The 22,017-nt window shown below is 65.8% G+C and carries 18 protein-coding genes; 11 read left to right on the top strand and 7 right to left on the bottom strand.

Annotated features, from left to right (window positions below):
• The first annotated feature begins 48 nt into the window (after positions 1-48).
• Together G4G71_RS15350 and hydA are read left to right on the top strand one after the other, a co-directional pair.
• Positions 49-945 carry an allantoinase PuuE gene (locus tag G4G71_RS15350; protein WP_169938914.1) on the top strand — a complete coding sequence of 299 codons (897 nt, stop codon included), beginning with the start codon at positions 49-51 and terminating at the stop codon, positions 943-945.
• 1 nt (position 946) lies between these two features.
• Entirely contained in the window at positions 947-2,407 is a 1,461-nt protein-coding gene (hydA, locus tag G4G71_RS15345; RefSeq protein ID WP_169938912.1) for a dihydropyrimidinase, read from the top strand.
• A gap of 23 nt (positions 2,408-2,430) precedes the next feature.
• Here the strand turns inward: hydA and G4G71_RS15340 are convergent, their stop codons facing one another.
• Positions 2,431-3,246: an aminotransferase class IV family protein gene (locus G4G71_RS15340; protein WP_169938910.1), complete on the bottom strand. Its 816-nt coding sequence runs from the start codon at positions 3,244-3,246 to the stop codon at positions 2,431-2,433.
• Positions 3,247-3,369: 123 nt separating this feature from the next.
• Here G4G71_RS15340 and G4G71_RS15335 point away from each other — a divergent pair, with 123 nt between their 5' ends.
• A complete protein-coding gene (locus G4G71_RS15335) occupies positions 3,370-4,281 on the top strand; it encodes a LysR substrate-binding domain-containing protein (protein ID WP_169938908.1) in 912 nt (303 codons plus the stop codon).
• Positions 4,282-4,283: 2 nt separating this feature from the next.
• Here G4G71_RS15335 and G4G71_RS15330 read toward each other — a convergent pair whose 3' ends face one another.
• Positions 4,284-4,754: a glycine zipper 2TM domain-containing protein gene (locus tag G4G71_RS15330; RefSeq protein WP_169938905.1), complete on the bottom strand. Its 471-nt coding sequence runs from the start codon at positions 4,752-4,754 to the stop codon at positions 4,284-4,286.
• Positions 4,755-4,933: 179 nt separating this feature from the next.
• On the opposite strand from G4G71_RS15330, the gene G4G71_RS15325 reads away from it, so the two are divergent.
• Positions 4,934-5,338 carry a hypothetical protein gene (locus tag G4G71_RS15325; RefSeq protein ID WP_169938903.1) on the top strand — a complete coding sequence of 135 codons (405 nt, stop codon included), beginning with the start codon at positions 4,934-4,936 and terminating at the stop codon, positions 5,336-5,338.
• A 66-nt stretch (positions 5,339-5,404) separates the two neighbouring features.
• A complete protein-coding gene (locus tag G4G71_RS15320; protein WP_169938883.1) occupies positions 5,405-5,746 on the top strand; it encodes an FKBP-type peptidyl-prolyl cis-trans isomerase in 342 nt (113 codons plus the stop codon).
• A gap of 3 nt (positions 5,747-5,749) precedes the next feature.
• On the opposite strand, the gene G4G71_RS15315 is transcribed toward G4G71_RS15320, so the two are convergent.
• Positions 5,750-7,714, bottom strand: a complete 1,965-nt coding sequence (locus G4G71_RS15315; protein WP_169938881.1) for a DEAD/DEAH box helicase — start codon at positions 7,712-7,714, stop codon at positions 5,750-5,752.
• 166 nt (positions 7,715-7,880) lie between these two features.
• Here G4G71_RS15315 and G4G71_RS15310 point away from each other — a divergent pair, with 166 nt between their 5' ends.
• Entirely contained in the window at positions 7,881-8,648 is a 768-nt protein-coding gene (locus G4G71_RS15310; protein ID WP_045217429.1) for an ATP-binding cassette domain-containing protein, read from the top strand.
• Positions 8,649-8,987: 339 nt separating this feature from the next.
• Here G4G71_RS15310 and fhuF read toward each other — a convergent pair whose 3' ends face one another.
• From fhuF to G4G71_RS15290, 4 genes are all read right to left on the bottom strand, one after another.
• Positions 8,988-9,743, bottom strand: coding sequence for a siderophore-iron reductase FhuF (gene fhuF / locus G4G71_RS15305; protein ID WP_169938879.1), 756 nt, complete (start codon positions 9,741-9,743; stop codon positions 8,988-8,990).
• 31 nt (positions 9,744-9,774) lie between these two features.
• Positions 9,775-10,761, bottom strand: a complete 987-nt coding sequence (locus G4G71_RS15300; protein WP_169938877.1) for a GNAT family N-acetyltransferase — start codon at positions 10,759-10,761, stop codon at positions 9,775-9,777.
• A gap of 98 nt (positions 10,762-10,859) precedes the next feature.
• A complete protein-coding gene (locus tag G4G71_RS15295) occupies positions 10,860-12,194 on the bottom strand; it encodes a lysine N(6)-hydroxylase/L-ornithine N(5)-oxygenase family protein (RefSeq protein ID WP_054906920.1) in 1,335 nt (444 codons plus the stop codon).
• Positions 12,195-12,533: 339 nt separating this feature from the next.
• Positions 12,534-13,040 carry a sigma-70 family RNA polymerase sigma factor gene (locus tag G4G71_RS15290; protein ID WP_169938875.1) on the bottom strand — a complete coding sequence of 169 codons (507 nt, stop codon included), beginning with the start codon at positions 13,038-13,040 and terminating at the stop codon, positions 12,534-12,536.
• A 126-nt stretch (positions 13,041-13,166) separates the two neighbouring features.
• Here G4G71_RS15290 and G4G71_RS15285 point away from each other — a divergent pair, with 126 nt between their 5' ends.
• The 5 genes from G4G71_RS15285 to fhuB all read left to right on the top strand — a co-directional run bounded on the left by G4G71_RS15285 (position 13,167) and on the right by fhuB (position 21,868).
• The gene (locus G4G71_RS15285; protein WP_169938873.1) at positions 13,167-14,186 is read left to right on the top strand and encodes a FecR family protein; all 1,020 of its coding nucleotides are present in this window, start codon (positions 13,167-13,169) and stop codon (positions 14,184-14,186) included.
• A gap of 401 nt (positions 14,187-14,587) precedes the next feature.
• On the top strand, positions 14,588-16,276 hold the full coding sequence (locus tag G4G71_RS15280; RefSeq protein WP_169938871.1) for a cyclic peptide export ABC transporter: 1,689 nt from the start codon (positions 14,588-14,590) through the stop codon (positions 16,274-16,276).
• Between the two features lie 170 nt (positions 16,277-16,446).
• Positions 16,447-18,843: a TonB-dependent siderophore receptor gene (locus G4G71_RS15275; RefSeq protein ID WP_169938869.1), complete on the top strand. Its 2,397-nt coding sequence runs from the start codon at positions 16,447-16,449 to the stop codon at positions 18,841-18,843.
• Positions 18,844-18,960: 117 nt separating this feature from the next.
• Positions 18,961-19,866: an ABC transporter substrate-binding protein gene (locus tag G4G71_RS15270; RefSeq protein ID WP_169938867.1), complete on the top strand. Its 906-nt coding sequence runs from the start codon at positions 18,961-18,963 to the stop codon at positions 19,864-19,866.
• On the top strand, positions 19,859-21,868 hold the full coding sequence (gene fhuB, locus G4G71_RS15265) for a Fe(3+)-hydroxamate ABC transporter permease FhuB (protein ID WP_169938865.1): 2,010 nt from the start codon (positions 19,859-19,861) through the stop codon (positions 21,866-21,868). Before G4G71_RS15270 ends, fhuB begins: the two co-directional genes overlap by 8 nt.
• Positions 21,869-22,017 lie beyond the last annotated feature (149 nt).

Below are 22,017 nucleotides of genomic sequence, written 5' to 3'. Positions count from 1 at the left end.
TCACTTTTCACGGTGCGGCCCTGTGGCCGCTGCCAGGAGTAACTCTGGATGAGCAACCCTGCCCGCAATCTTGTCGGCTATGGCCGCCAGCGCCCCACCGGGCGCTGGCCGAACGGCGCACGCCTGGCGATCAGCCTGGTGATCAACTACGAAGAGGGCTCCGAGCGTTCCCTGGCCATGGGCGATCCGGACCAGGAGTCGATGACCGAATGGGGCAGCTATCAGTGCCCGCCCGGCGTGCGCAACCTTGCCATGGAGTCGATGTACGAATACGGCTCGCGGGTGGGCATCTGGCGCATCCTGGATATCCTGCAGGCGGCCGACGTACCTGCCACGTTTCACGCCTGTGCCCTCGCCTTCGAGCAGAACCCCGACGTCGCTCGCGCCGCCGTCGAGCTCGGCCACGAAATATGCAGCCACGGGTATCGCTGGGAAGAAGTCTTCCGCCTGAGCGAAGCCCAAGAGCGTGAACACATCCGCCTGGCCATCGAGTCATTCGAGCGTACCTGCGGCAAGCGCCCAGTGGGTTGGTACTGCCGCTATGGCGCCAGTGTGCATACCCGTCGCCTGGTCGCCGAAGAAGGCGGATTCCTCTATGACTCGGACGCCTACAACGATGATGTGCCGTACTTCGTCGAAGTCGAGGGAAAACGTCACCTCGTGGTGCCCTACACCTCGGACGTCAACGATTTCCGTTACTGGAACACGCCGGGACTGAATCAGGCCTCCGACTTCCTCGAATACATGAAGGAAAGCTTCGATGTGCTCTACGAGGAATCAGCTCAGGGACTGCGCATGCTCTCCATCGGCTTGCATCCACGCATGGTCGGCCGCCCGGGCCGGGTAATGGCGATCAAGCGTTTCATCGAGTACGCACAACAGCACAGCGACGTCTGGTTCACCACCCGCGAGCAGATCGCCCGAGCCTGGCTGGAGCGTTCCTGACATGCCCGGCTCCGGCGCTGGAAGCACTACGCCGTTCGACCTGGTCATTCGCAATGCACGGGCAGTGACGGCCGCTGACGAGTTTTCCTGCGACATCGCTGTGCGAGACGGGAGCATCGTCGCGCTGGGCCTGGACCTGCCAGCGGGCAGATCCGAAGTTGATGCCGCCGGGCGCTACGTAACACCCGGTGGCATCGACAGTCATGTGCATTTCGACCAGCCTACCGGCGATGGCTCGCGAATGGCCGACGACTTTCTCAGTGGCACGCGTTCGGCAGCCTGTGGCGGCACCACCTGTGTGATCCCCTTCGCCTGCCAGCAGAAGGGCCAGTCGTTGCGAGCCGCAGTGGAGGACTACCACCACCGCGCCAACGGAAAGGCAGTTATCGACTATGCCTTCCACCTGATCGTGACCGATCCCACGCCAACGGTGCTGCGCGATGAGTTACCCACGCTGATCGAAGAAGGCTACAGCTCTTTCAAGATCTACATGACCTATGACGCGCTCAAGCTCGACGACCGACAGATTCTCGAGACCCTCAGCGTCGCGCGTGAGCACGGCGCAATGGTCATGCTGCACGCTGAAAACAGCGACTGCATCGGCTGGCTGACCGAGCGCCTGCTTGCGGCCGGACGCACGGCGCCTCGCTACCATGCGACTTCGCGGCCGATGCTGGTGGAGCGCGAAGCCACGCACCGTGCCATCGCGCTGGCTGAACTGGTGGACGTTCCCATCCTCATCGTCCACGTCTCCGGTCGCGAAGCCATCGAGCAGATTCGCCGGGCGCAGGGCCAGGGCCTGCGCGTGTATGCCGAGACCTGCCCACAGTATCTGTTCCTCACCGCCGAAGCGCTGGGCTGCGACGACAGCTTCGAGGGGGCCAGATGCATCTGCAGCCCGCCACCGCGCGATGCGGCGAACCAGTCGGTGATCTGGACAGCTTTGCAGAATGGCACTTTCGAGGTGTTCTCCTCCGATCATGCGCCCTTCTGCTACGACGGCCCGGACGGCAAGCGAGCCCTCGGCGAGGACGTCTCGTTCGAACGCATCGCCAACGGCATTCCCGGCGTGGAAACGCGCATGCCGCTGCTCTGGTCCGAAGGTGTCCTGACAGGTCGCATCACTGCGCAGCAGTTCGTTGCTCTGACCTCCAGCAATGCGGCGCAGCTCTATGGGCTTGCGCCACGCAAGGGCACTATCGCCGTGGGTGCCGACGCCGACCTGGTGATCTGGAACGACGGCCTGGACCTGCGTCTGGATAATCAGATGTTGCACCACAACGTCGACTACACGCCGTATGAGGGCATGCGCCTGCGGGCCTGGCCTGCGCTCACGCTGTCGCGTGGCGAGGTTGTGTTCGATGGTCAACCTCGCCTGCAGTCAGGGCGCGGCCGGTTCCTGCGCTGCGACCGGCCAGCGCCGGCACGGCATCGCCAACGCAGCGACCTGCTACCCATCTGAAGCGAATTTCGCCGCGAGGGTCCTCAGGGCTGAACACGCGGCTCGGCCTCAAAGGCGCTGCGCAGCAACTCGACGAACTCCGGCGCCGGCGGGATCTCAACATCACCAATGCGGCTCACCGGTACCGCCGGCGTCCAGGAGTTCATCACCACGGCGCCGGTGAGGCGCGGCAGGTCCTGCTGGTCGATGGCACGGGTGACCTGGCGCACGCCCTGCCGTTCCAGTTGCCGCTGGAGGATGCCCATGGTGGTGCCGGTAAGCATCCGAGCCCTGGGCCAGACCACGGTTTCACCGTCCCAGAACGCCAGGTTCCAGATGGTCGCCTCGCTGAAACGACCGCGGTGATCGGTGAACACCGCATCGTCGAAGCCGGCGGAGACTGCTTCGCGCAGATACCAGGTCTTGGCGATCTCGCCGACGTGCTTGATCTCCGGCAGCACCCGTTCGTGCCCGGCGATGGCGAGAGCCAGCGGCCCCTGCGGGCCATCCGAAGGCGGTGCGGTGCGCACCAGCAGCTCGGGGCGATGCTCAGGGCCGGCAACGGTGAATTCCCCGGCGGGCGAGTAGACCGTCGCCATCAGGGATACGTCTTCCGGCGCCTGCTCCAGTGCGCTACGCAAGGCGGCACGAATCTCCTCATCGGAGTGGCTCTGGCCGAACAGCCGCTGCGAAGCGTTGCGCAGGCGCTCCAGGTGCAGGTCCAGGCCGCGAATGCCGCCGTCACGCACCTGCATGGCGGTGAAATGTGCATAGCCGGCGAAAGCCAGGGGCGCGAGGTCGTCGGCGCTGGCCGGCTGGGCATTGCGCTGGGTGATGTAGGGATGGATGGCGGCTGACATGGCGTGGCTTCCTCTGCTCGGTGATCTTCAAATTCAACATCAGGTGAGATCACTATCGGCCTTTGACGAAGCCAGGAGAAACGAGTATTTCTCGACGGATCATCAAGCAGGATTTGAAGATCGATGAGTCGTTCCTTTCCCGGTATCCGCAGCCTGCGCACCTTCGAGGCGGCTGGCCGTCACCTCAATTTCACCCGCGCGGCGGAAGAAGTCGGCCTGACGCCGGCCGCGGTCAGCCACCAGATCAAGGAGCTGGAAGACCAGCTCGGCCTTGGCTTGTTCGTGCGCACCAGTCGCAGCATCCAGCTGACCCCGGCAGGCGCGTTGCTGCTCGAAGCGGCAGTCGAGTCCCTCGGTCTGCTGCACCGCGCCACCGTGCGTGCCCGACGGTTGGCGCGGACTTCGGAACAACTACGGGTCTCGCTGACTGCCCGGTTCGCCACGCACTGGCTGCTGCCGCGCCTGCCGAAATTCCGCGCCCTGCATCCGGGGTTGAAGCTCAGTTTCGACGTCAGCGACGAGTTGCGGGATTTCGCCTTCGACGACATCGATCTGGCCATCCGCTTCGGCAGCGGACACTACCCCGGCCTGGTCGCGGAGCGCCTGTTCGATACCCAGATAGTGCCGGTGTGCTGCCCGAGCCTGCTCACCGAAGGCCCGCCCTTGCACGAGCCGCGCGACCTGCAGGCCCATACCTTGTGCCATGTGGTGTGCGAGACCGAAGGCGCCGCCTGGCCGGACTGGTCGCGCTGGATGGCAGCCGCCGGCGTGGAAGACTTCGACGCCGGCAACTGCGTGACCTTCGAGGACACCAGCCACGTGGTGCAGGCCGTGCTGGAAGGCGGCGCGGTCGGGCTGGCCGACCAGGCCATGGTCGCCCGCGAACTGGAGCAGGGCCTGCTGGTGCAGCCGTTCGAGCTGGGCGTGCGCGTCGCCCAGGACTACGCCTACAACCTGGTCTACCCGCAGGCCAGTGCAGAAGACCCGCGGGTGAAGGCCTTCCGCGACTGGGCGCTGGCCGAGCTGGTCGACTGAACTCAGTCGTTCTGCGGCACCACGCGGGCCCCGGCGCCCTGCCCTTCGATGTAGACCTTGCTGCCGGGCTTGAGCTCGGCGTTCACCGGCTGGGTCACCGACACCAGCACGCCGTTCTTCATCCGCACGATGATCTGCTGCGCTTCCTGGGGTTTGTCGTACTGGCGCTGCTCGGCATAGTTGCCGCCCACGCCACCGGCCAGCGCGCCCGCGATCATCGCCACGTCGCGCCCGGTACCGCGGCCGATCAGGCTGCCCAGCGCCACACCGCCGAGGCCACCGAGAATGGCGCCGACACCCGTGTCATGGTTGGTCTTCACCTGGGTATCGGTCACCTGCTCGACCACCCCGGTACGAATCTCCATTTCTCCCGGCGCGCCGTTGCCGCTACCGCCCCCGCCGGCATCCATGGCGGCGCAGCCGACCAGGAACGCGCAGAGCCAGGCGAGGAATCCATGCTTGAGGTGCTTCATGTCGGTCTCCTTGTGAGGTTCGATTGCCGACCCCGATGGCGCGCGCCATCCAGCTTGCTGAGCATTGCCCGGATTCCGCGGATTTCCCGCCGCCGTGGCGTTTTACGACGGACGGTCAGGCTCGACGGCCTCCCGCTGCGGGAGCAGACTGCTCGCCTGCTTCAGCGAGGGCTCCCTGCATGTTCGAGTGCGACGGCGTCACCTACGAGTTCCACCACATGGGCATCCCCACCGACCAGCCGCGCGACGGCGAGCGCTACAGCGCGCTTTACGACATGTACACCAGCGATGCGAGTACCGAGCTGCTGCATGTGCAGTACCACCGATTCGGCCCTGGCAGCACGTTGCACGCACTCATGCGCACTCAGCCACATCCCGCCTTCAAGGTTTCCGACCTGGAACGTGCGGTACGGGGCAAGGAAGTGATCCTCGGCCCTTACGAGCCCATCGACGACTATCGCGTCGCGGTGATCATCGACGGCGGTGTCCCGGTGGAGCTGATCCAGACCGGCCTGAGCGACGAGGAAATCTGGGGGCGCGCCCGCAGCGGGCAGCAGGCGAGTCTCTACGCCAAGCCCGAATGAGGCTTGCCAGCGCCGCGCATTCCTGCGAAAACGCACGCCCTTCGCCACCGCAACACGAGAACCCCCATGAGCAACGAACTGCAGATCGAAGATATCGTCGTCGGCGACGGCAAGGCCGTGGTCAAGGGCGCCCTGATCACCACCCAGTACAAGGGCATCCTGGAGGACGGCACCGTCTTCGATTCGTCCTACGACAAGGGCCGGCCCTTCCAGTGCGTGATCGGCACCGGCCGGGTGATCAAGGGCTGGGACCAGGGCCTGATGGGCATGAAGGTCGGCGGCAAGCGCAAGCTCTTCGTCCCGGCGCATCTGGCCTACGGCGAGCGCCAGGTCGGCGCGCACATCCAGCCCAACTCCAACCTGCTGTTCGAGATCGAACTGCTGGAAGTCCTCACCCGCGACGATTGAGCCTCATGCCGGCGCAGCTTCCACGTTGCGCCGCATGGCCAGGATCGCCGTCGGCCCCTGCGCCTTGCGCGTGAACCAGAACACCCGGCTCACGCCACGGGTGATCGCCACGTAGGCCAGGCGCAGCTGCTCATCCTGCTGGGCCTGGTCATAGCTGCTGGCGAAGAAGCCCGAAGCCGCGTACAGCGCGCTGCGCAGCGGATGTTTTTCCGGTGGCGCGCAGTCGTCGACGATGATCGCTACTTCCGCCTGCAGGCCCTTGGCGCGGTGGATGGTCATGCCCTTCACCGGCAGCTTGCGGTCCAGCTCGCCGAGGATCGTCTGCAGGGTTTCATTGCGCCGGCTGAGCAGCAACACGGCGGTCTTCTCCCGCGATCCGTGTGCGACAACGTGCTCGCACTGCTTGCGGATTTCCTCCAACAGGATCGGCAAGCTGTTGCGCGCATCGAAACGCTGCACCAGCTTCACGCCGTGATCCCCCGCTTCCGCTGACTTGAAGGCGCGGCAGGTCTTGGCCTGCTTGTTGGCCACGCCCACCAGCACCCGCTCACCGTCACGGATCACCGGGTCAATGCTGCGGTAGTTGGTTTCCAGCAGCAGCACGCGGCTCTTGCGCCGGCCCTTGCTGGGGAAATGCCGGTCGAAGTCCATGAACAGCTCCGGCGAGCTGCCACGCCAGGCGTAGATGGACTGCCAGTCGTCACCGATGGCCATCAGGCTGACGGCTTCGCCGCGCTTGGCGAGGTCGCGGTGCAGCGCCTGCAGCCACTGCACGATCTGCGGCGAGACATCCTGGAACTCGTCGATCAGCAGGTGCTGGAACGGCGCCAAGGCTGCGGCCGGCAACTTGCCGTCACCGAGCTGGTCGGTGAGGCGCTGGAAGGCCAGGTTGAAGGTCAGCAGGCCTTGTTCCTGCAGCGCGTTTTCGAAGTCCACCCAGAACAGTTGCAGCGCTTCGACGAACTGCCGTTCGCGCGCCGGACAGCCGAGCTTCTTTGGCTGCAGCTGGGCGATGCGCAGGCCGATGCTCTCGATGAACCCGGCCTGGGCATAGAAGGCTTCGAACAGCGGCAGCGCGGTGAATTCTCCAGACAACTTGAAGGCATCCAGCGGCGCCTTGCCGATGCGCGGCAGCTTGCCATCCTCGCCGGCTTCAGGCGGTGGCGGCAGCTCCAGCAGCTGATGCGCCAGGACACGGAATTCGTGCCGGTCGGCATAGCACTGCTGGTAGACCTGCTTGAGCAGCCGCTGCTGCGCCGGGCGCAGGCGTCCTGCCAGCAAGGGGTTGTCCAGTTCGTCTGCCGGGGCGCGCTCGTCCAGTTGCTCGAACCAGCGCGGGTTCTTCAGCGCGACTTTCGCCAGCGTGCCCATGGCCGAATGGAAGGTGCGCACACACTGACGCGCCTGGGCAGCGTCGAAGGGATGGCCCCAATAGCCGAGCACTTTCACCAGTTGATCGCGCAGCTGGGCGCAGGATGCGTTGGTGAAGGAAATCACCGTCACTCGCTCGGCGTCGATGCCCAGGTGGCACAGCATGTAGACGACGCGCAGGACCAGGGTCGTCGACTTGCCGGAGCCGGCGCCGGCGAAGATGCGGGTCAGCGGTTCGGGCGCGACGATCATCGCCCACTGTTCGTCCGATGGCTGGCTGATCACGCCGTGGGCGGCGGCCTGGGCCACTCGCTGGCGCATGTCCAGGGCGAGCTGTTCATCGGGCGCCTTGGCGGTGCCGTAGATACCGGCTGCGGCCGGAGCTCGCGGGCGCCTGGGCGCAGGCCCCTCGCCATCCTTCTTGGTTTTCGCCGTGCGCTTGGCGGGCGCCTTGGCATTGCCCTTGGTCTTGCCGCGTCCACGAGGCTGCGGCTGCGCCGCTTCGCGTTCGGCGCGCAGGTATTCGGTGGTACGGGGGAAATAACGCGTCAGGGCCTCGGCGAGCAGGCGTTTGTAGCGTTCGACAGCAGACTCCATGGGCCCTACCAGATCGTGTACGACGTTGAATCATAAGCGCTTTACGTCAGGGACAGGCAATCAATACGGCGGTTCCGCCAGCCTCTGGAAAATTGATAACCATTAGCGATTGGATTAGAGTCGGGCTCCCGCTTTTTCCGGCCTTGCCGCCCTGATGGATGACCCCATGTTCGAACTGGAAAATGTCAGTTTCAGCGTCCCCGGTCGCACCCTTCTGCAACCGCTGAGCCTGCAGTTGGCCGACGGCAACATGATCGGCCTGATCGGCCACAACGGTTCGGGCAAATCCACGCTGCTCAAGCTGCTGGCCCGCCAGCAACAGGCCAGTGGCGGCAGCATCCGCCTGGACGGCAAGCCGCTGCAGGACTGGGGCAACCGCGACTTCGCGCGCCAGGTAGCCTACCTGCCGCAACAGCTGCCGCAGACCGACGGCCTGACCGTGCGCGAACTGGTCGCTTTCGGCCGGTACCCGTGGCACGGCGCGCTGGGCCGCGTGACCGGCGAAGACCGCAAGCAGATCGACCGCGCGCTGGAGCTGACTGACACTCAGGCCTTCGCCGACCGCCCGGTGGACCTGCTTTCCGGCGGCGAACGCCAACGCGTCTGGCTGGCCATGCTGCTGGCGCAGAACAGCCGCTACCTGCTGCTGGACGAACCAACCTCGGCGCTGGATATCGCCCACCAGGTGGAAGTGCTCTCCCGCGTCCACGAACTGAGCCGCGAGCTGGGCCTGGGCGTGCTGGTGGTGCTGCACGACATCAACATGGCGGCGCGCTACTGCGACCACCTGATCGCCCTGCATGGCGGCCGCCTGCTGGCCCAGGGCTCCCCCGCCGAACTGATGCGCGGGGACACGCTGGAAGACATCTACGGCATTCCCATGGGCGTGCTGAGCAATCCGGTGGATGGGTCGCCGATCAGTTATCTGCGCTGAACGGCTGACCTCGAATGTCGGCCGCGGGCATACAGCGGCGTCGGACCGATCGCGGACGGAGTCCGCTCCTACGCGAGGGCAAGCGTCGGCGTTCAAGGGACGCGTCGTTTTTGAAAGAGGACTTCCGCTCCGCCCCAAGAGCGGCGATGCAATGCCTTGGCGTAGGAGCGGACTTTGTCCGCGATGTGTTTGCCTGTCGCCAGGTCTTCTCGTGCCAGGAGACGATGTGCCGTACAGGTTCGCGAGCAAGGACTAGGCGTCCCCCTCGCTCCTACAGGCCCGGTGTGCTTTTCGTAGGAGCGAGCTTGCTCGCGAACAAAGCCTCCACAGACTCGGGAGTTAAAGGTCGCTCAACTCCGCCGGCGGCTCATCGATCAACGGGCAATTATCGCAATTGCCAATCTCCCCCAGCCGATAGCGAATGCAGCAGGTCCGCCGCTGCCGCCAGAGCCCGTCGGGGCGCTGCGCGCAGGACACCTCGACATACTGGATCGGCTTGAACAGTGGATTGCGCATGCCATCCGGCCGGCGCTCGGTCTCCAGCAGCTCCCGACCGTGCCCCAGCATCGGTGCCAGCGGCGGTAGCTTGCCCATCTCGCCGATGAACCACTCGAAGTAATTCCCGGCGTTACTCCACAGCACCCTGGGCGACAGGCGCACCTCGGCGGCGAGCCGTTGCACGAAGGGTTGCAGGTGATCTTCCAGCAAGTGGGCGAAGCGCTGGAACGGATCACCCGGCGGCGCCGCAAAAGGGCCACCCTCCCCCGGCAATTTGAAAGCCTCGGGAATGCCCTGGGCATCCAGCACCACTTCCACGTCGTCGAAGTCCAACGGCAGCGTGCGGCCGAGCACCAGCGCGGCGGCCACGGCCGGCGGGATGATCCGCACCAGGTACCACTTGGACCACTGCGAGGCCAGGGCGCGGCGATCACCATCGGCGTGGGGCGGATCGAAGCGGCGCAGCACGCTGTCGAGCATCTCGCGTTCGAGCAGCGTGCGGACCGGTATCGAAGGACGAGGATCGTCGCGGGTCACCAGCACCTCGCGGTAGCTGACGAACTCGCCGAAATACAACGGCGCGAGGGCTGCGATCACACGCCGCCCTCAGCCACGGAGCGCCAACTTGTCAGCACAGGGCGCAACGCTCGAAGAAGGTTTCCCGGCTCTGCACCATCAGCGCGGCGCGCTTGTGCGGGAAGTTGAATTCCTTCTCGCGCCAGAAGCCCAGGCGCTGCATGTGGCCGATCATCTTCGCGTTGTCGGCGCGCGGCTCGGCGACGATGCGCTGGGTGCGCGGGTCGTCCAGCAGCAGGTAATGCACCAGGGCGGTCATCCAGCTTTCCACCTTGTGCGGCCCGCGATGGGATTCCTCGCCCACCAGCATGTGGATGCCGCGGTCGTAGTCGCCCACTTCGTAGAACGGCGCGATGCGGTCTTCCTTGGCCCAGTAGGCTTCGTAGTAGGCGAAGGGCTCGTCGTCGATGCTGCCGATCAGGGTGGTGGTGTGCGGGTCGGCAGCGGCTTTTTCCAGGTAGACGCGGTGCTGTTCAAGGGTGCCGCCTTCCTGCCAGAACTCCAGCACGCGCGGGCTGTTCTGCCAGCGGTTGAAGCGCTCCAGGTCCAGCTCGATGTCCAGGGTGCGCAGGGAAATCCATTGGCCCAACTTCGCATCGAAGCGGCGATAGACCTCACCCTGCGGCTTGGGTGCGCGCAGCGGATGACGGCGGCCGCTGCTCATGCGATAGACCTGCGGGTAATCGGCACTGGCGATGCCCTTGTGCCAGGCAGCAGGCAGCTGCCAGAAGGCCGCACGCTCGACCTGCAGGCGCCCGCCGACTTCATCACGGCTCACCAGGCCTTGCTCCAGGGCCTCGGCGGGTACGTTGGCGGCAGCGAACTGCACGCGCTCACACTGCGCTTCGCCGGCAAAGCTCCAATAGGCCAGCGCCCAGAGGGCGTCGCGGGTGACGGCACCGTTGAGCTGCCAGCACTCGCCTTCGCGTTGCGCAGTCAGCAGCGGCTCGCCATCGAGCAGCAAGGTCAGGCCTGTGGCGCCGCGGTCGGCGGACAGTTGGCGGCCATCGGGCAGCGGCAGGGAAAAAGTGGGCGTCATGATGGATAACCTTTCGTGAATGCAACGACCCCGCCCGTATGACGAGCAGGGTCGGCAGGAATTTAGTCGGCCCGGAAGAAATCTCCGGGCCGTTGGCTTCAGGCGCTTTCGGCCGTCAGCGGACGCGAGGGCTTGTGTGCCGATTCCTGCGGCGGCAGGTGCTCGAACATCGAGGCGGCGATTTCCTCGGCGCGCATCGGCAGCACCGACAGCAAGGTGTCGCTCAGGCCGTGGCTGTCCTGGGTGAAGCCCTGCAGGTAGATGCCGGCGTGCAGGCGCTCGTCGGCCAGCACGCGGTAGTCGCGGCCCACCTCGAAATCGCCCAGGTAATCCTGCAGCGGCGCGAGCAGCTCGCGGTGCGATTTGCGCTCGTAACCGGTGGCGAGGATCACCGCGTCGTAGCGATGGGTTTCCACGGCGCCGGTGGCGCTGTCGCGCAGGGTCAGTTCGATACCATCGGCGTCGGCCTTGGCGGCCTCGACATTGCGGCGGCAAAGGAAGGCGTGGCGATCCACGCCCGCCACCTTCTGGCGGTAGAAGATGCCGTAGATGCGCTCGATCAGGTCCAGGTCCACCACCGAGTAGTTGGTGTTGTGGAATTCCTGGATCAGCTTCTCGCGCTCGGCCTTGGGCTCGTTGAACACCAGGTCGGTGTAGCGCGGGGCGAAGATTTCGTTGACGAAGGGGCTGTCGTCGGCCGGCTTGAGCACGGCCGCGCGCAGGACCATGTCGACCTGCACCGAGGGGAAGCTGTCGTTCAGGTCGATGAAGGCTTCCGCCGCGCTCTGGCCACCGCCGATCACCGCGATGCGCATCGGCTCGTTCTGGTTGCAGCGCTGCTTGGCCATGCATTCCAGGTAACGGGCGTGGTGGAACACGCGCGGATCGTCACGCAGGTGGCTGAAGGCGGACGGGAAGCGCGGCGTGCCGCCGGTGCTCACCACCACGCTGCGGGCCAGGCGGAAGCGCTCGTGGCCGCGGGCATCGGTGGACAGCACCTTGACCAGCTCGATGCCGTCCGGGCCCTGCACCGGCTCCACGCGGCTGACCGTCTCGCCGCAGACGCGCTGCTCGGCGAACTGGTCGCTGACCCAGCGCAGGTAGTCGTTGTACTCCATGCGGCACGGGTAGAAGGTGCCCAGGTTGGTGAAGTCGATCAGCCGCCCCATCGCATGCAGGTAGTTGACGAAGCTGTACGGGCTGGTGGGATTGCGCAGGGTCACCAGGTCCTTGAGGAAGGAAATCTGCAGCTCGCTCTGCGCCACCAGGGTGTTGCCGTGCCAGCGGTAGTCCGCCTGCTTGTCGAGGAACAGCGCGTGGTAATGGCGGCCCTCGCGTCGCGCCTGCTCCTGCAGGGCGATCGCCAGCGCCAGGTTGGAGGGGCCGAAACCGATGCCGAGCACGTCGTAGGTCGGGGTGATCATCTGAGTCATGGTGCCAATGTCCTGTGTCGCGATGGCCGTGGGGCATGACGACGCGGGAGCCGGCGGCCTACTGCTCGGCCCTGCCAGGAGCGCCCCGCCGCTTGGCGGCCGGCACTCGATCCTGCGTGTCGCCCATGATTTGCGCTGTCGATAGCGCGTTATCTGGAGAGACGAGACAGGCCTCGGGAAATTTAGAATGATTCTCACTAAGTCATGAAAATTTCAGAATGACGGGCAGCCAATCAGGCGCAGGAAATCACGCGCGGGCCGCGTGGGACTAAATCCCGGCGGAGCTGGCGCGTCTTTCCATGTAAATGCATCAGCGTAGGAGCGGCTGACGAACCGCGCCTAGCCCTGCCCGCCCCAGGCCCTGAGCCGCAGCCGGCAGTGCTTCATCGCGTTGACGATGTGCTTCTCCACCATGTCGCGGGAAATGCCCATGGTTTCGGCGATCTCGACATGGCTGCAGCCCTCGACCTTGCGCAGCACGAAAGCGCGGCGACAGTTTTCGGGCAGCTCGCCAAGGGCACGCTGGAGCAATTGCAGTTGCTGCTGCCGGCTGGCCTCTTCCTGCGGGCAGCGCTCGTCGAGGCAACCTTCGCGGTCTAGGGTTTCCAGCTCTTCGGTGCGGCGCACGCGTCCGCGCCGGTGCAGGTCGATACTGAGGTTCACCGCCGTGCGATAGAGAAAAGCGCGGGGTTGTTCGATATGCTCGTCACCCTTGCGGTCGAGCAGGCGCAGAAAAGCTTCCTGCGTCACATCGGCAGCCGCCTGGCGGTCGCCGAGGCTGCGATTGAGGTACAGGACCAGTTCCTTGTAATACCGGATGAACGCGCTTTCCACCCCGTCGGGCATCCTATGAAAAACAGTCGAGGCTGCAGGCGCCTGCTGACAGTCCGAGTCAGGCTTATTTATAATCACTCGCATCAACACGAAAAGAAAGTGTGATATCGGCCGCAAACGGCCTCACCGAGATCCCTGATGACCAGCTCCCCCGCCCCGTTCGACGATGACCGCATCAGCGCCGAAGCCGCGCACTGGTGCGCGCGTCTGCACGATGCCGAGTGCAGCGATGCCGAGCGCGCCGAATTCGCGCAGTGGCTCGAAGTCGACCCGCGCCACGAGGAGGAGTACCAGGCGATGCTGGAGATCTGGCAGCTCTCGGAACTGCTGCCGCCTACTCCGCAGGTCCAGCCGAACCTCGTCGTCAGACCGGCACGCCATCGCGCACGCAGCCAGCGTCGTCCGCGTAACGGCAGGCGCATTGCCGCCATCGCCGCTGGCCTGCTGGTCGCCATCGGTGCCGTCTGGTCGGCGGGCTGGTCCGCTGGGCTGCTGCCCTCGCGGGTCGGCTATTACGCTGCGCAACCCGCGCCGCGCATGGTCGAACTGGCCGACGGCTCGAAAGTCGAGCTCAACAGCAATTCGCAACTGGTCTTCGCCGACTTCCGTGACCGCCGCAGCGCCTGGCTGAAAAGCGGCGGCGAGGCCTATTTCCAGGTTGCCCACGACACGCTGCAGCCCTTCTCGGTGTGGACCGAAAACGGCAGCGTGCGGGTCACCGGCACGCGCTTCAACGTCTGGACCGACTCCCACCAGATGCTGGTTACCCTGCTCGAAGGCTCGGTGGTGGTCAGCCCTCCCGACAGCGTCGACGGCAACAGTGCGCAACTCACACCTGGCATGCAGGCTCGCTACCTGAAGGGCAGCGAGCGTATCGAACTGGCCCAGGTAGCCCCCGCCGGAGCCATCGCCTGGACCGAAGGCAAGCTTGTGATCGACGACCTGACGCTCCAGGCCGCCATCCCGCTGATCAATCGCTATCTCAAGCAGCCGGTATTCCTCGACGACGCCACGGTCGCGGCCATGCGCATCGGCGGCATCTACCGCACGGACGACCTGCAGGCGCTGGTGGATTCGCTGCCCAAGGTCCTGCCGCTGGAGCTGCGCAAGGACAACCAGGGCCGTACGGTTCTCGCCAGCCGCTACGTTCAGCTCTGATACTCGCCACGCGGGCATGCCGGGTAGCGGCGTGCCGTGCAGGTTCGCGAGCAAGCTCGCTCCTACAAAAAGCCCCCAAGGTCCGGGCAGAAAATGGCTGGCGCACCGCTATCCGCGGGCGAAGCGTGCAACTGTAGGAGAGAGCTTGCTCGCGAACTCCAATGCGACGGAATCCGCAGGTGCCGACACCAGGCGCCCGCTCCTAAAAGAGGCCGCAACCTGGCGCCCCACCCATCTGCGGCCTTCCTACTTGCGAAAGTTTCGCAAATTCTCTTCAGTTTTCTCCTGGCTCATTCGTCTTGATAGGAACGATTCGGATTTGCCGATGATCTCCTGATTCGCGCGCCGTCTCGTCCCGTTGTGCGGCCTGCCCTCTGGTAGGCCGGGGCCAGGAAAAGACGATGCCAACTCCCGCTCCAAGCGCCTTGCGCGAAATGCTCAAACTGCTGCGGCCGCACTGGCTGCCGCTGACTGCGGCCACCCTGCTGGGGATTCTGGGCGGCTCGGCCATCACCGCGCTGCTCGCCACCATCAACTACAGCCTGCACTCGCAGGGTGGCATGCCCGCCGGACTGCTGCTGGGCTTCACGGGGCTGTGCGTGCTGGCACTGCTGGGCTCGATCATTTCCGACATGGGCACCAACTACGTCGGCCAGCACGTGATCGCGCGGCTGCGCAAGGACCTGGGCAGCAAGATCATTTCCGCGCCCATCGAGCAGATCGAACGCTACCGCAGCCATCGGCTGATTCCGGTGCTGACCCACGACATCGACACCATCAGCGACTTCGCCTTCGCCTTCGCGCCGCTGGCCGTCGCCCTGACCACCACACTGGGCTGCCTGGGCTACCTGGCCTGGCTGTCGCCACCGATGTTCCTCGCCACCGCTATCGCTATCGTCGTCGGCAGCGCCGTGCAGTACGTCGCGCGGGCCAAGGGCATCAAGGGTTTCTTCGAGGCTCGGGACAAGGAAGACGAGCTACAGAAGCACTACCGCGCCATCGCCGAGGGCGCCAAGGAGCTGCGCATCAGCCGCCCGCGCCGCTTCCAGCATTACAGCGAGCGCCTGCAGGGCACCGCCGACGAAATCTGCGATATCCAGCTGCGCTCGATCAATCTGTTCAACGTCGCCAAGGGCTTCGGTTCCACGCTGTTCTTCATCGTCATCGGCGTGGCGCTGGCGTACCAGTCGCTGTGGCCGAGTACCGACCAGGCGACGCTGTCCGGCTTCATCCTTGTGCTCCTGTATATGAAGGGCCCGCTGGAAGGGCTGATCGGCCAATTGCCGGTGGTGACCCGCGCGCAGGTCGCCTTCCGCCGCATCGCCGAACTGTCAGTGCGCTTTTCCTCGCCGGAGCCGAACCTGCTGCTGGCCGACGACGGCCGACAGCCGCTGGAGTTCCAGTCCATCGAGCTGCGCGACCTGGCCTACCACTACCCCACCGACGACGGCACCCGCGGCTTCGGCGTCGGCCCGCTGAACCTGAAGGTGAATCGCGGGGAAATCCTCTTCATCGCCGGCGAGAACGGCTGCGGCAAGACGACGATGATCAAGCTGCTGCTCGGCCTCTACGTCCCGCGCGACGGCGAACTGTTGCTCAATGGCGAAGCGGTCGGAGATAGCACGCGCGACGACTACCGCCAGCTGTTCACCACCATCTTCGCCGACTACTTCCTCTTTGAGGACCTGCTCAAGGGCAGCCAGGACATCCCGGCCGAAGCCGCCCGTTACCTGGAGCGCCTGGAGATCGCCCACAAGGTCAGCCTGCAGGGCCAGGAATTCTCCACCACCGATCTCTCCACCGGCCAGCGCAAGCGCCTGGCCCTGGTGCAGGCGTGGCTGGAGAAGCGCCCGGTGCTGGTGTTCGACGAATGGGCCGCGGACCAGGACCCGGAATTCCGCCGCATCTTCTACACCGAACTGCTGCCCGAGCTTCGTGCCCAGGGCAAGACGCTGATCGTGATATCCCACGATGACCGTTATTTCGACGTCGCCGACCGCCTGCTGCGCATGCGCGCCGGGCAGATCGTGGAAATCGAGGACCACCGCACTGCGACTCCGCCCGGCACTTCCGGCGTGGCGATGCACTGACCGCCGGGCGGCCCGGACGGCCGACCTTTCACCCGGTCGTCGTTGAACAACAAAAAAAGATCGAACGGATTTTTCCGGTTTTTTCCAACCGGCGCGTCACATGAAGCTGAATCATTCTTATTAGAAACTGCATTACAAGATCACGCTGACAAGATCATAGGAGCTAACAAGTGAGTCGCACCCGCAATGCGCTGCAATCCCGGCACCCGGTGAAGCCCCTGGCCCGCCTGGTCCGCGCCACCGCCCTGGGCATGGTTCTGACCGCCTCCGCCGTAGAGGCCGCGCCGGTCCGCATCGATATCCCGGCCCAGTCCCTGGCCTCCGCCCTGACCAGCCTGGGCGCGCAGTCGAACCTGCAGATCGTCTTCAACCAGACCCAGGTGCAGAACCTGCGCGCCCCCGGTGTGCGCGGCGAGATGGAGCCCACCGCGGCGCTGGAGCGCCTGCTGCAGGGCACCGGCATCAAGTACCAGGTGGAAGGCAGCCGCGTGACCCTGCTGGGCGCCGACGCCGCCAGCGGCGACACCCTGAACATGTCCGCCCAGGTCATCACCGGCGCCATTGAAGGTGAAGACAGCTACGTGCCGCGCACCTCCAACAGCGGCAGCAAGACCGACACCCCGCTGCTGGAAATCCCCCAGTCGATCTCGGTGATCACCCGCAAGCAGATGGACGCCCAGGGCGCCCAGACCGTGACCGAAGCGCTGCGCTACGTGCCCGGCGTCAAGGTGGAAGCCTATGGCCTGGACCCGAAAGGCTTCGACTGGATGTACATCCGTGGCTTCAACGCCCAGGCCACCAGTGACTACCTCAACGGCCTGCGTCAGCAGAACAACAGCTACGCGTTCTTTCGCAGCGAGCCCTATGCCTTCGAGCGCATCGACGTGGTCCGTGGTCCCTCCTCCAGCCTGTTCGGCCTGGGCGACGCCGGCGGCATCGTCAACCGCGTGAGCAAGAAGCCCACCGCCAACCACATCAACGAAGTGGAACTGACCGGCGGCAACCATGACCGCAAGCAGGGCCAGTTCGACCTCGGCGGCGCGCTGGACGACCAGAACCAGTTCCTCTACCGCGTGGTGGGCCTGGCCCGCGACGCCAACACCCAGGCCGAATACGACGACGGCCACGAGATCGAGGACGACCGCTACTACATCGCCCCATCCTTCACCTGGGCGCCGGACGAAGACACCAGCCTGACCCTCCTCACCGACTTCCTGCGTGACCGCAACTCCGGCTCGATCTTCGACTACAGCGTCAACGGCCACCCCACCGGCACCCTGCTCGGCGACCACAACTACAACCACTTCGACCAGGACCAGTACACCCTGGGCTACGAATTTCGCCACCGCCTCAACGACACCTGGGAATTCCGCCAGAACGCGCGCTACGGGCAGGTCGACCTGATCTTCGCCAACCTGCTGCCGCAACTGCAGGTGGGCCGGAACATCATCCGCACCGCGGACCGCTTCGACCAGCACATGGACACCTTCAATCTGGACAACCAGTTGCAGGCCAACTTCGACACCGGCGCCTTCAAGCACACCCTGCTGATGGGCGCGGACTACAGCTGGCAGGACGCCAATATCGCCCGCTGGCGCACCCTGGGCCCGTCGCTGAACCTGGATAACCCGGTGTATGGCCAGAGCGTTCCGCGTCCGACCAAGGACACCACCCTCGCCGGCCAGGCGATCGACTACGACCAGAACATCGAACAGATCGGCGCCTACCTGCAGGATCAGGTCAAGTTCGACGACCACTGGATCCTCACCGCCGGCGGCCGCTACGACTACGTGCGCAACGACCTGGACAACCACGTCGGCGCCCACAGCATGCAGAAGGACAACGCCTTTACCGGCCGCGTCGGCCTGACCTACCTGACCGACTTCGGCCTGGCGCCCTATGTCAGCTACTCCGAGTCCTTCGTGCCCAACACCGGCATCAGCTCCGACGGCGGCGCCTTCAAGGCCAGCGAAGCCCACCAGTACGAAGCGGGCGTGAAGTTCCAGCCGGACGAAACCCTGCTGATCACCCTGGCCGCCTACGAGCTGACCAAGGAAAACATCCTCACCAACCAGCTCAACGCCAACGGCGTGCCGACCGGTTTCAGCGAAGCCACCGGCGAGCAGCGTTCGCGCGGCATCGAGGCAGAGCTGAAGGCCAAGCTGGACCAGAACTGGGACCTGCTGGCCTCGTACACCTACACCAAGGCCAAGATCACCAAGAGCAACGACGCCAACGAGGGCAACCGCCCGGCCAACGTGCCCGAGCACATGGCCAACGGCTGGCTGAACTACACCTTCCACGAAGGCGTGGTCGACGGCCTCTCCATCGGCGGCGGCGTGCGCTACACCGGCTCGCTGTACGGCAACAACGCCAACACCTACCACGTCGACAACTACACCCTGTTCGACGCCGGCGTGAGCTACCCGCTGAACAAGAACGTGACCCTCTCGGTGAACGCGCAGAACTTGCTGGACGAGGAATACGCAGCCACCTGCGACAGCCCGATCTCCTGCTACCCGGGCCTGCGCCGCACCGTCATGACCAGCGTGAAGTACAGCTGGTAAGGCACGGGCGGAAGCGGCCCCGCGCCGCTTCCGCCTGCTGCTTCCGGGCTCCCTGTTCGCAGGGGGCCTTTGTTGTTTCAAGAGCCTGTTGTTGCTGTTTCACGCGAGGAGTAGTGCATGTCCCTCACCCGTCGCCACCTGCTGCAGGGCCTTGCCCTGGGCGGACTGGCCAGCGCCTGCGGCCTGCCGGTTTTCGCCGGCGAGCGCCTGACGCGGATCGTCGCACTCAACTGGGTGGCGGCCGAAACGCTGCTGACCCTGGGCGTGCCGCCCCTGGCGATTTCCGATGACCGCTACTACCGGGTGCGCATGCCAACCATGGCCTTGCCCGACAGCGTGCGTGACGTAGGCCCGTACTGGGAGCCGAACCTAGAGCTGATCCAGCAACTGCAGCCGCAACTGATCCTCAGCGACCCCATGACGCCGACCTTGCAGCGTCGACTCAACGGCATTGCACCGACCGAAAAGGTAGCCATCTACCCCGCTCCCGAGGGCGCCTGGAAAGCCACTACCGACTTCATGAACGATCTGGCACGCCGCCTGGGCGTCGAGCAGGTCGCGGCCGACTACATCGCCGCGGGCGAGCAGCGCCTGGCCGAACTGCGCGCAAAACTGGCCAACCGCAGCCTGCCCCCCGTGTGCGTCGCCGTACTCAACCAGGACGGCCGCCACGCCGCTGTCTACGGCAGGAACAGCATGGTGCAGGACGTGCTCGACCGCCTCGGCGTCGAGAATGCCTGGCAGGGACCGGTCGGCCCGGTGGGGCTGGCCATGGTCAGCATCGAGCGGCTGGCCGAGCGCCCGGACGCGCACCTGGTCTACGTCGACATCCCCACCACCTCGGCGCGCCTGCAAAGTCTGCGGCAGCCCAACGACCTCTGGGCCAACCTGCCCGCCGTGCGCCAGAGACACACGCTGACGCTGCAGCGCTTCTATCCCTACGCCGGCGCCGCCTCCGTGCTGGACCTGGCCGAACGCATCGCGGCCTACCTGGACAGCGCCACGGAGGTCGCCCATGCCTGAATCGACCCTCGGACTCGCCGCACCACGCCGCGGCCTGCCGATTGGCCCGACGCTCTGTACGCTGCTGCTGGCGCTCCTCGCCGCGCTGCTGGTGTTCCATGGCCTGCAAGGCGCCCTGCCCCGCGAACTCTGGTGGCAGGCCTTGTGGTCGCCGGACCTGGACGACGTGCGTCAGGTGCTGCTGCACTTCAGCTTCTTCCCGCGCCTGGCGGTGAGCCTGATGGCTGGTGCCGCACTGGCCCTGGCCGGCACGCTGTTCCAGCAGATCCTCCGTAACCCGCTGGCCGAACCGGTGACGCTGGGCGTTTCCGCCGGCGCCAACCTGGCACTGTCGGCCGCCACCATCTTCGCCCCGACGCTGCTGGTGCATGGCCTGGAAGCCGTCACCCTGACCGGCGCCGCGCTCGCCACCGCCCTGCTGTTCGCCTTTGCCTGGGGCCGCACGCTGTCACCGCTGCGTTTCATCCTCGCCGGCATGGTCATCAGCCTCTATTGCATGTCGCTCAACGCGCTGCTGGTGCTGTTCAACCACGACTACCTGATCGACCTGCTGCTCTGGCAGGCCGGCTCGCTGAACCAGAGTGGCTGGGACGGCGTGCTGTACCTCGCCCCGCGCCTGGCGGTGGCCATGGTCATCGCCCTGCTGATGGTGCGCCCGCTGGCAGCCCTGGGCCTGGAAGATGAAGGCGCGGCGGCAGTCGGCGTCAACCTGCGCCGGACCCGCGTGCTGGGCCTCGCCGTGGCCGTGGCGCTGAGTGCCTTCGTGACCAGTGCCGTGGGTATGCTCGCCTTCGTCGGCCTTGCCGCACCGGCCATTGCCCGCCTGTGTGGTGCCCGCACGCTGAAGCAACGGCTGATCTGGGCGCCACTGCTGGGCGCCGCGCTCCTCTGCGTGGTGGACCAGATCGCCCGCGAGCTGTCGCGCTTCGCCGGGGAAATTCCCGCCGGCATCCTCACCGGCATTTTCAGCGTTCCGCTGCTGCTGTGGCTGCTCAGCCGCCAGCGCAGCGGCGGGATCATCCCGCGCCCGGCACCGGCCAGGCCGCAGCGGGAGCATCCGTGGCGACTGATCATCGGCATGGCCATCCTGCTCGCCTTGCTGACGCTGCCGGCAATCTACTTCGCGGTGGACGCCAACGGCTGGCACTGGGGCGACGCCGGGCTCAGCGACGCCATAGCGCAATGGCGTGTACCGCGCGTACTCGGCTCGCTCGCCGCCGGCGCCATGCTGGCCGTCGCCGGCCTGCTGGTGCAGCGCCTGACCGGCAACCCCATGGCCAGCCCGGAAGTCCTCGGCGCGACCTCCGGCGCGGCGATCGCCGTGCTGGTGTTGTTCCTGGTAATCCCGCAGCCGCAGGCCTACATGGTGCCGGCCGCCAGCATCGGCGCGCTTCTGACCCTAGGCCTGCTGCTGTGGTTCGCCTGGCGCAAGACCTTCAACGCCGAGCGGCTGCTGTTGACCGGCGTGTGCCTGACCACCTTGCTGCACTCGTTGAGTACGTTGCTACTGGCCAGCGGTGACCCGCGCATGACCGCGATGATGAGCTGGATGACCGGCTCGACCTATCAGGTGGATGTGACGTCCGCGAGCACCGGCCTGGTCGTCGGAGCACTGATGATCGGTGTCAGTCTGCTGCTGGCCCGCCCGCTGGACCTGCTGACCCTGGGCAACGGCACCGCGACTGCGCTGGGCTTGCGGTTGCGCGGGAGTCACCTGGCAATCCTGCTGACTGCCGCCGTGCTGACCGCCACCGCCACCATCATCGTCGGCCCGCTGAGCTTCGTCGGCCTGATCGGCCCGCACATCGCCCGCCACCTGGGCGTACGCCGCGCTGCGCCGCAATTGCTGCTGAGCGCGCTGGCCGGAGCCTTGATCATGGTGGTGGCGGACTGGCTGGGGCGGAACATCGCCTATCCCTGGCCGGTCTCCGCGGGCCTGCTGGCGGCGTTCATCGGTTGCCCGTACTTCCTCTGGCTGATGCATCGGGAGCGGCGGGGCTGAGGCGGGCCACAGGCGCAACGAGTCGCTCTACTTAGGATAGGTGGAGCGCAGCGATACCCTTTGCGGTCGGTGCATGGATCGATGGGTATCGCTGCGCTCCACGCCATCCTACGGCGGGGATGCCAGCAGGATCGAACTCTGCCGGCAAT

The sequence above is a fragment of the Pseudomonas multiresinivorans genome, from assembly GCF_012971725.1.
Classification (GTDB): domain Bacteria; phylum Pseudomonadota; class Gammaproteobacteria; order Pseudomonadales; family Pseudomonadaceae; genus Pseudomonas; species Pseudomonas multiresinivorans.
Note: the sequence above shows the minus strand (reverse complement) of the source record. Positions and strands in the feature narration are given on the sequence as shown.

Coding starts and splice junctions, on each gene's coding strand:
- G4G71_RS15325 (WP_169938903.1), top strand. CDS start 4,934: ATGTTCGAGTGCGACGGCGTCACCTACGAGTTCCACCACATGGGCATC.
- G4G71_RS15300 (WP_169938877.1), bottom strand. CDS start 10,761: ATGACGCCCACTTTTTCCCTGCCGCTGCCCGATGGCCGCCAACTGTCC.
- fhuB (WP_169938865.1), top strand. CDS start 19,859: ATGCCTGAATCGACCCTCGGACTCGCCGCACCACGCCGCGGCCTGCCG.
- G4G71_RS15280 (WP_169938871.1), top strand. CDS start 14,588: ATGCCAACTCCCGCTCCAAGCGCCTTGCGCGAAATGCTCAAACTGCTG.
- G4G71_RS15335 (WP_169938908.1), top strand. CDS start 3,370: ATGAGTCGTTCCTTTCCCGGTATCCGCAGCCTGCGCACCTTCGAGGCG.
- G4G71_RS15350 (WP_169938914.1), top strand. CDS start 49: ATGAGCAACCCTGCCCGCAATCTTGTCGGCTATGGCCGCCAGCGCCCC.
- G4G71_RS15285 (WP_169938873.1), top strand. CDS start 13,167: ATGACCAGCTCCCCCGCCCCGTTCGACGATGACCGCATCAGCGCCGAA.
- G4G71_RS15295 (WP_054906920.1), bottom strand. CDS start 12,194: ATGACTCAGATGATCACCCCGACCTACGACGTGCTCGGCATCGGTTTC.
- hydA (WP_169938912.1), top strand. CDS start 947: ATGCCCGGCTCCGGCGCTGGAAGCACTACGCCGTTCGACCTGGTCATT.
- G4G71_RS15330 (WP_169938905.1), bottom strand. CDS start 4,754: ATGAAGCACCTCAAGCATGGATTCCTCGCCTGGCTCTGCGCGTTCCTG.
- G4G71_RS15270 (WP_169938867.1), top strand. CDS start 18,961: ATGTCCCTCACCCGTCGCCACCTGCTGCAGGGCCTTGCCCTGGGCGGA.
- G4G71_RS15340 (WP_169938910.1), bottom strand. CDS start 3,246: ATGTCAGCCGCCATCCATCCCTACATCACCCAGCGCAATGCCCAGCCG.
- G4G71_RS15310 (WP_045217429.1), top strand. CDS start 7,881: ATGTTCGAACTGGAAAATGTCAGTTTCAGCGTCCCCGGTCGCACCCTT.
- G4G71_RS15290 (WP_169938875.1), bottom strand. CDS start 13,040: ATGCCCGACGGGGTGGAAAGCGCGTTCATCCGGTATTACAAGGAACTG.
- G4G71_RS15320 (WP_169938883.1), top strand. CDS start 5,405: ATGAGCAACGAACTGCAGATCGAAGATATCGTCGTCGGCGACGGCAAG.
- G4G71_RS15315 (WP_169938881.1), bottom strand. CDS start 7,714: ATGGAGTCTGCTGTCGAACGCTACAAACGCCTGCTCGCCGAGGCCCTG.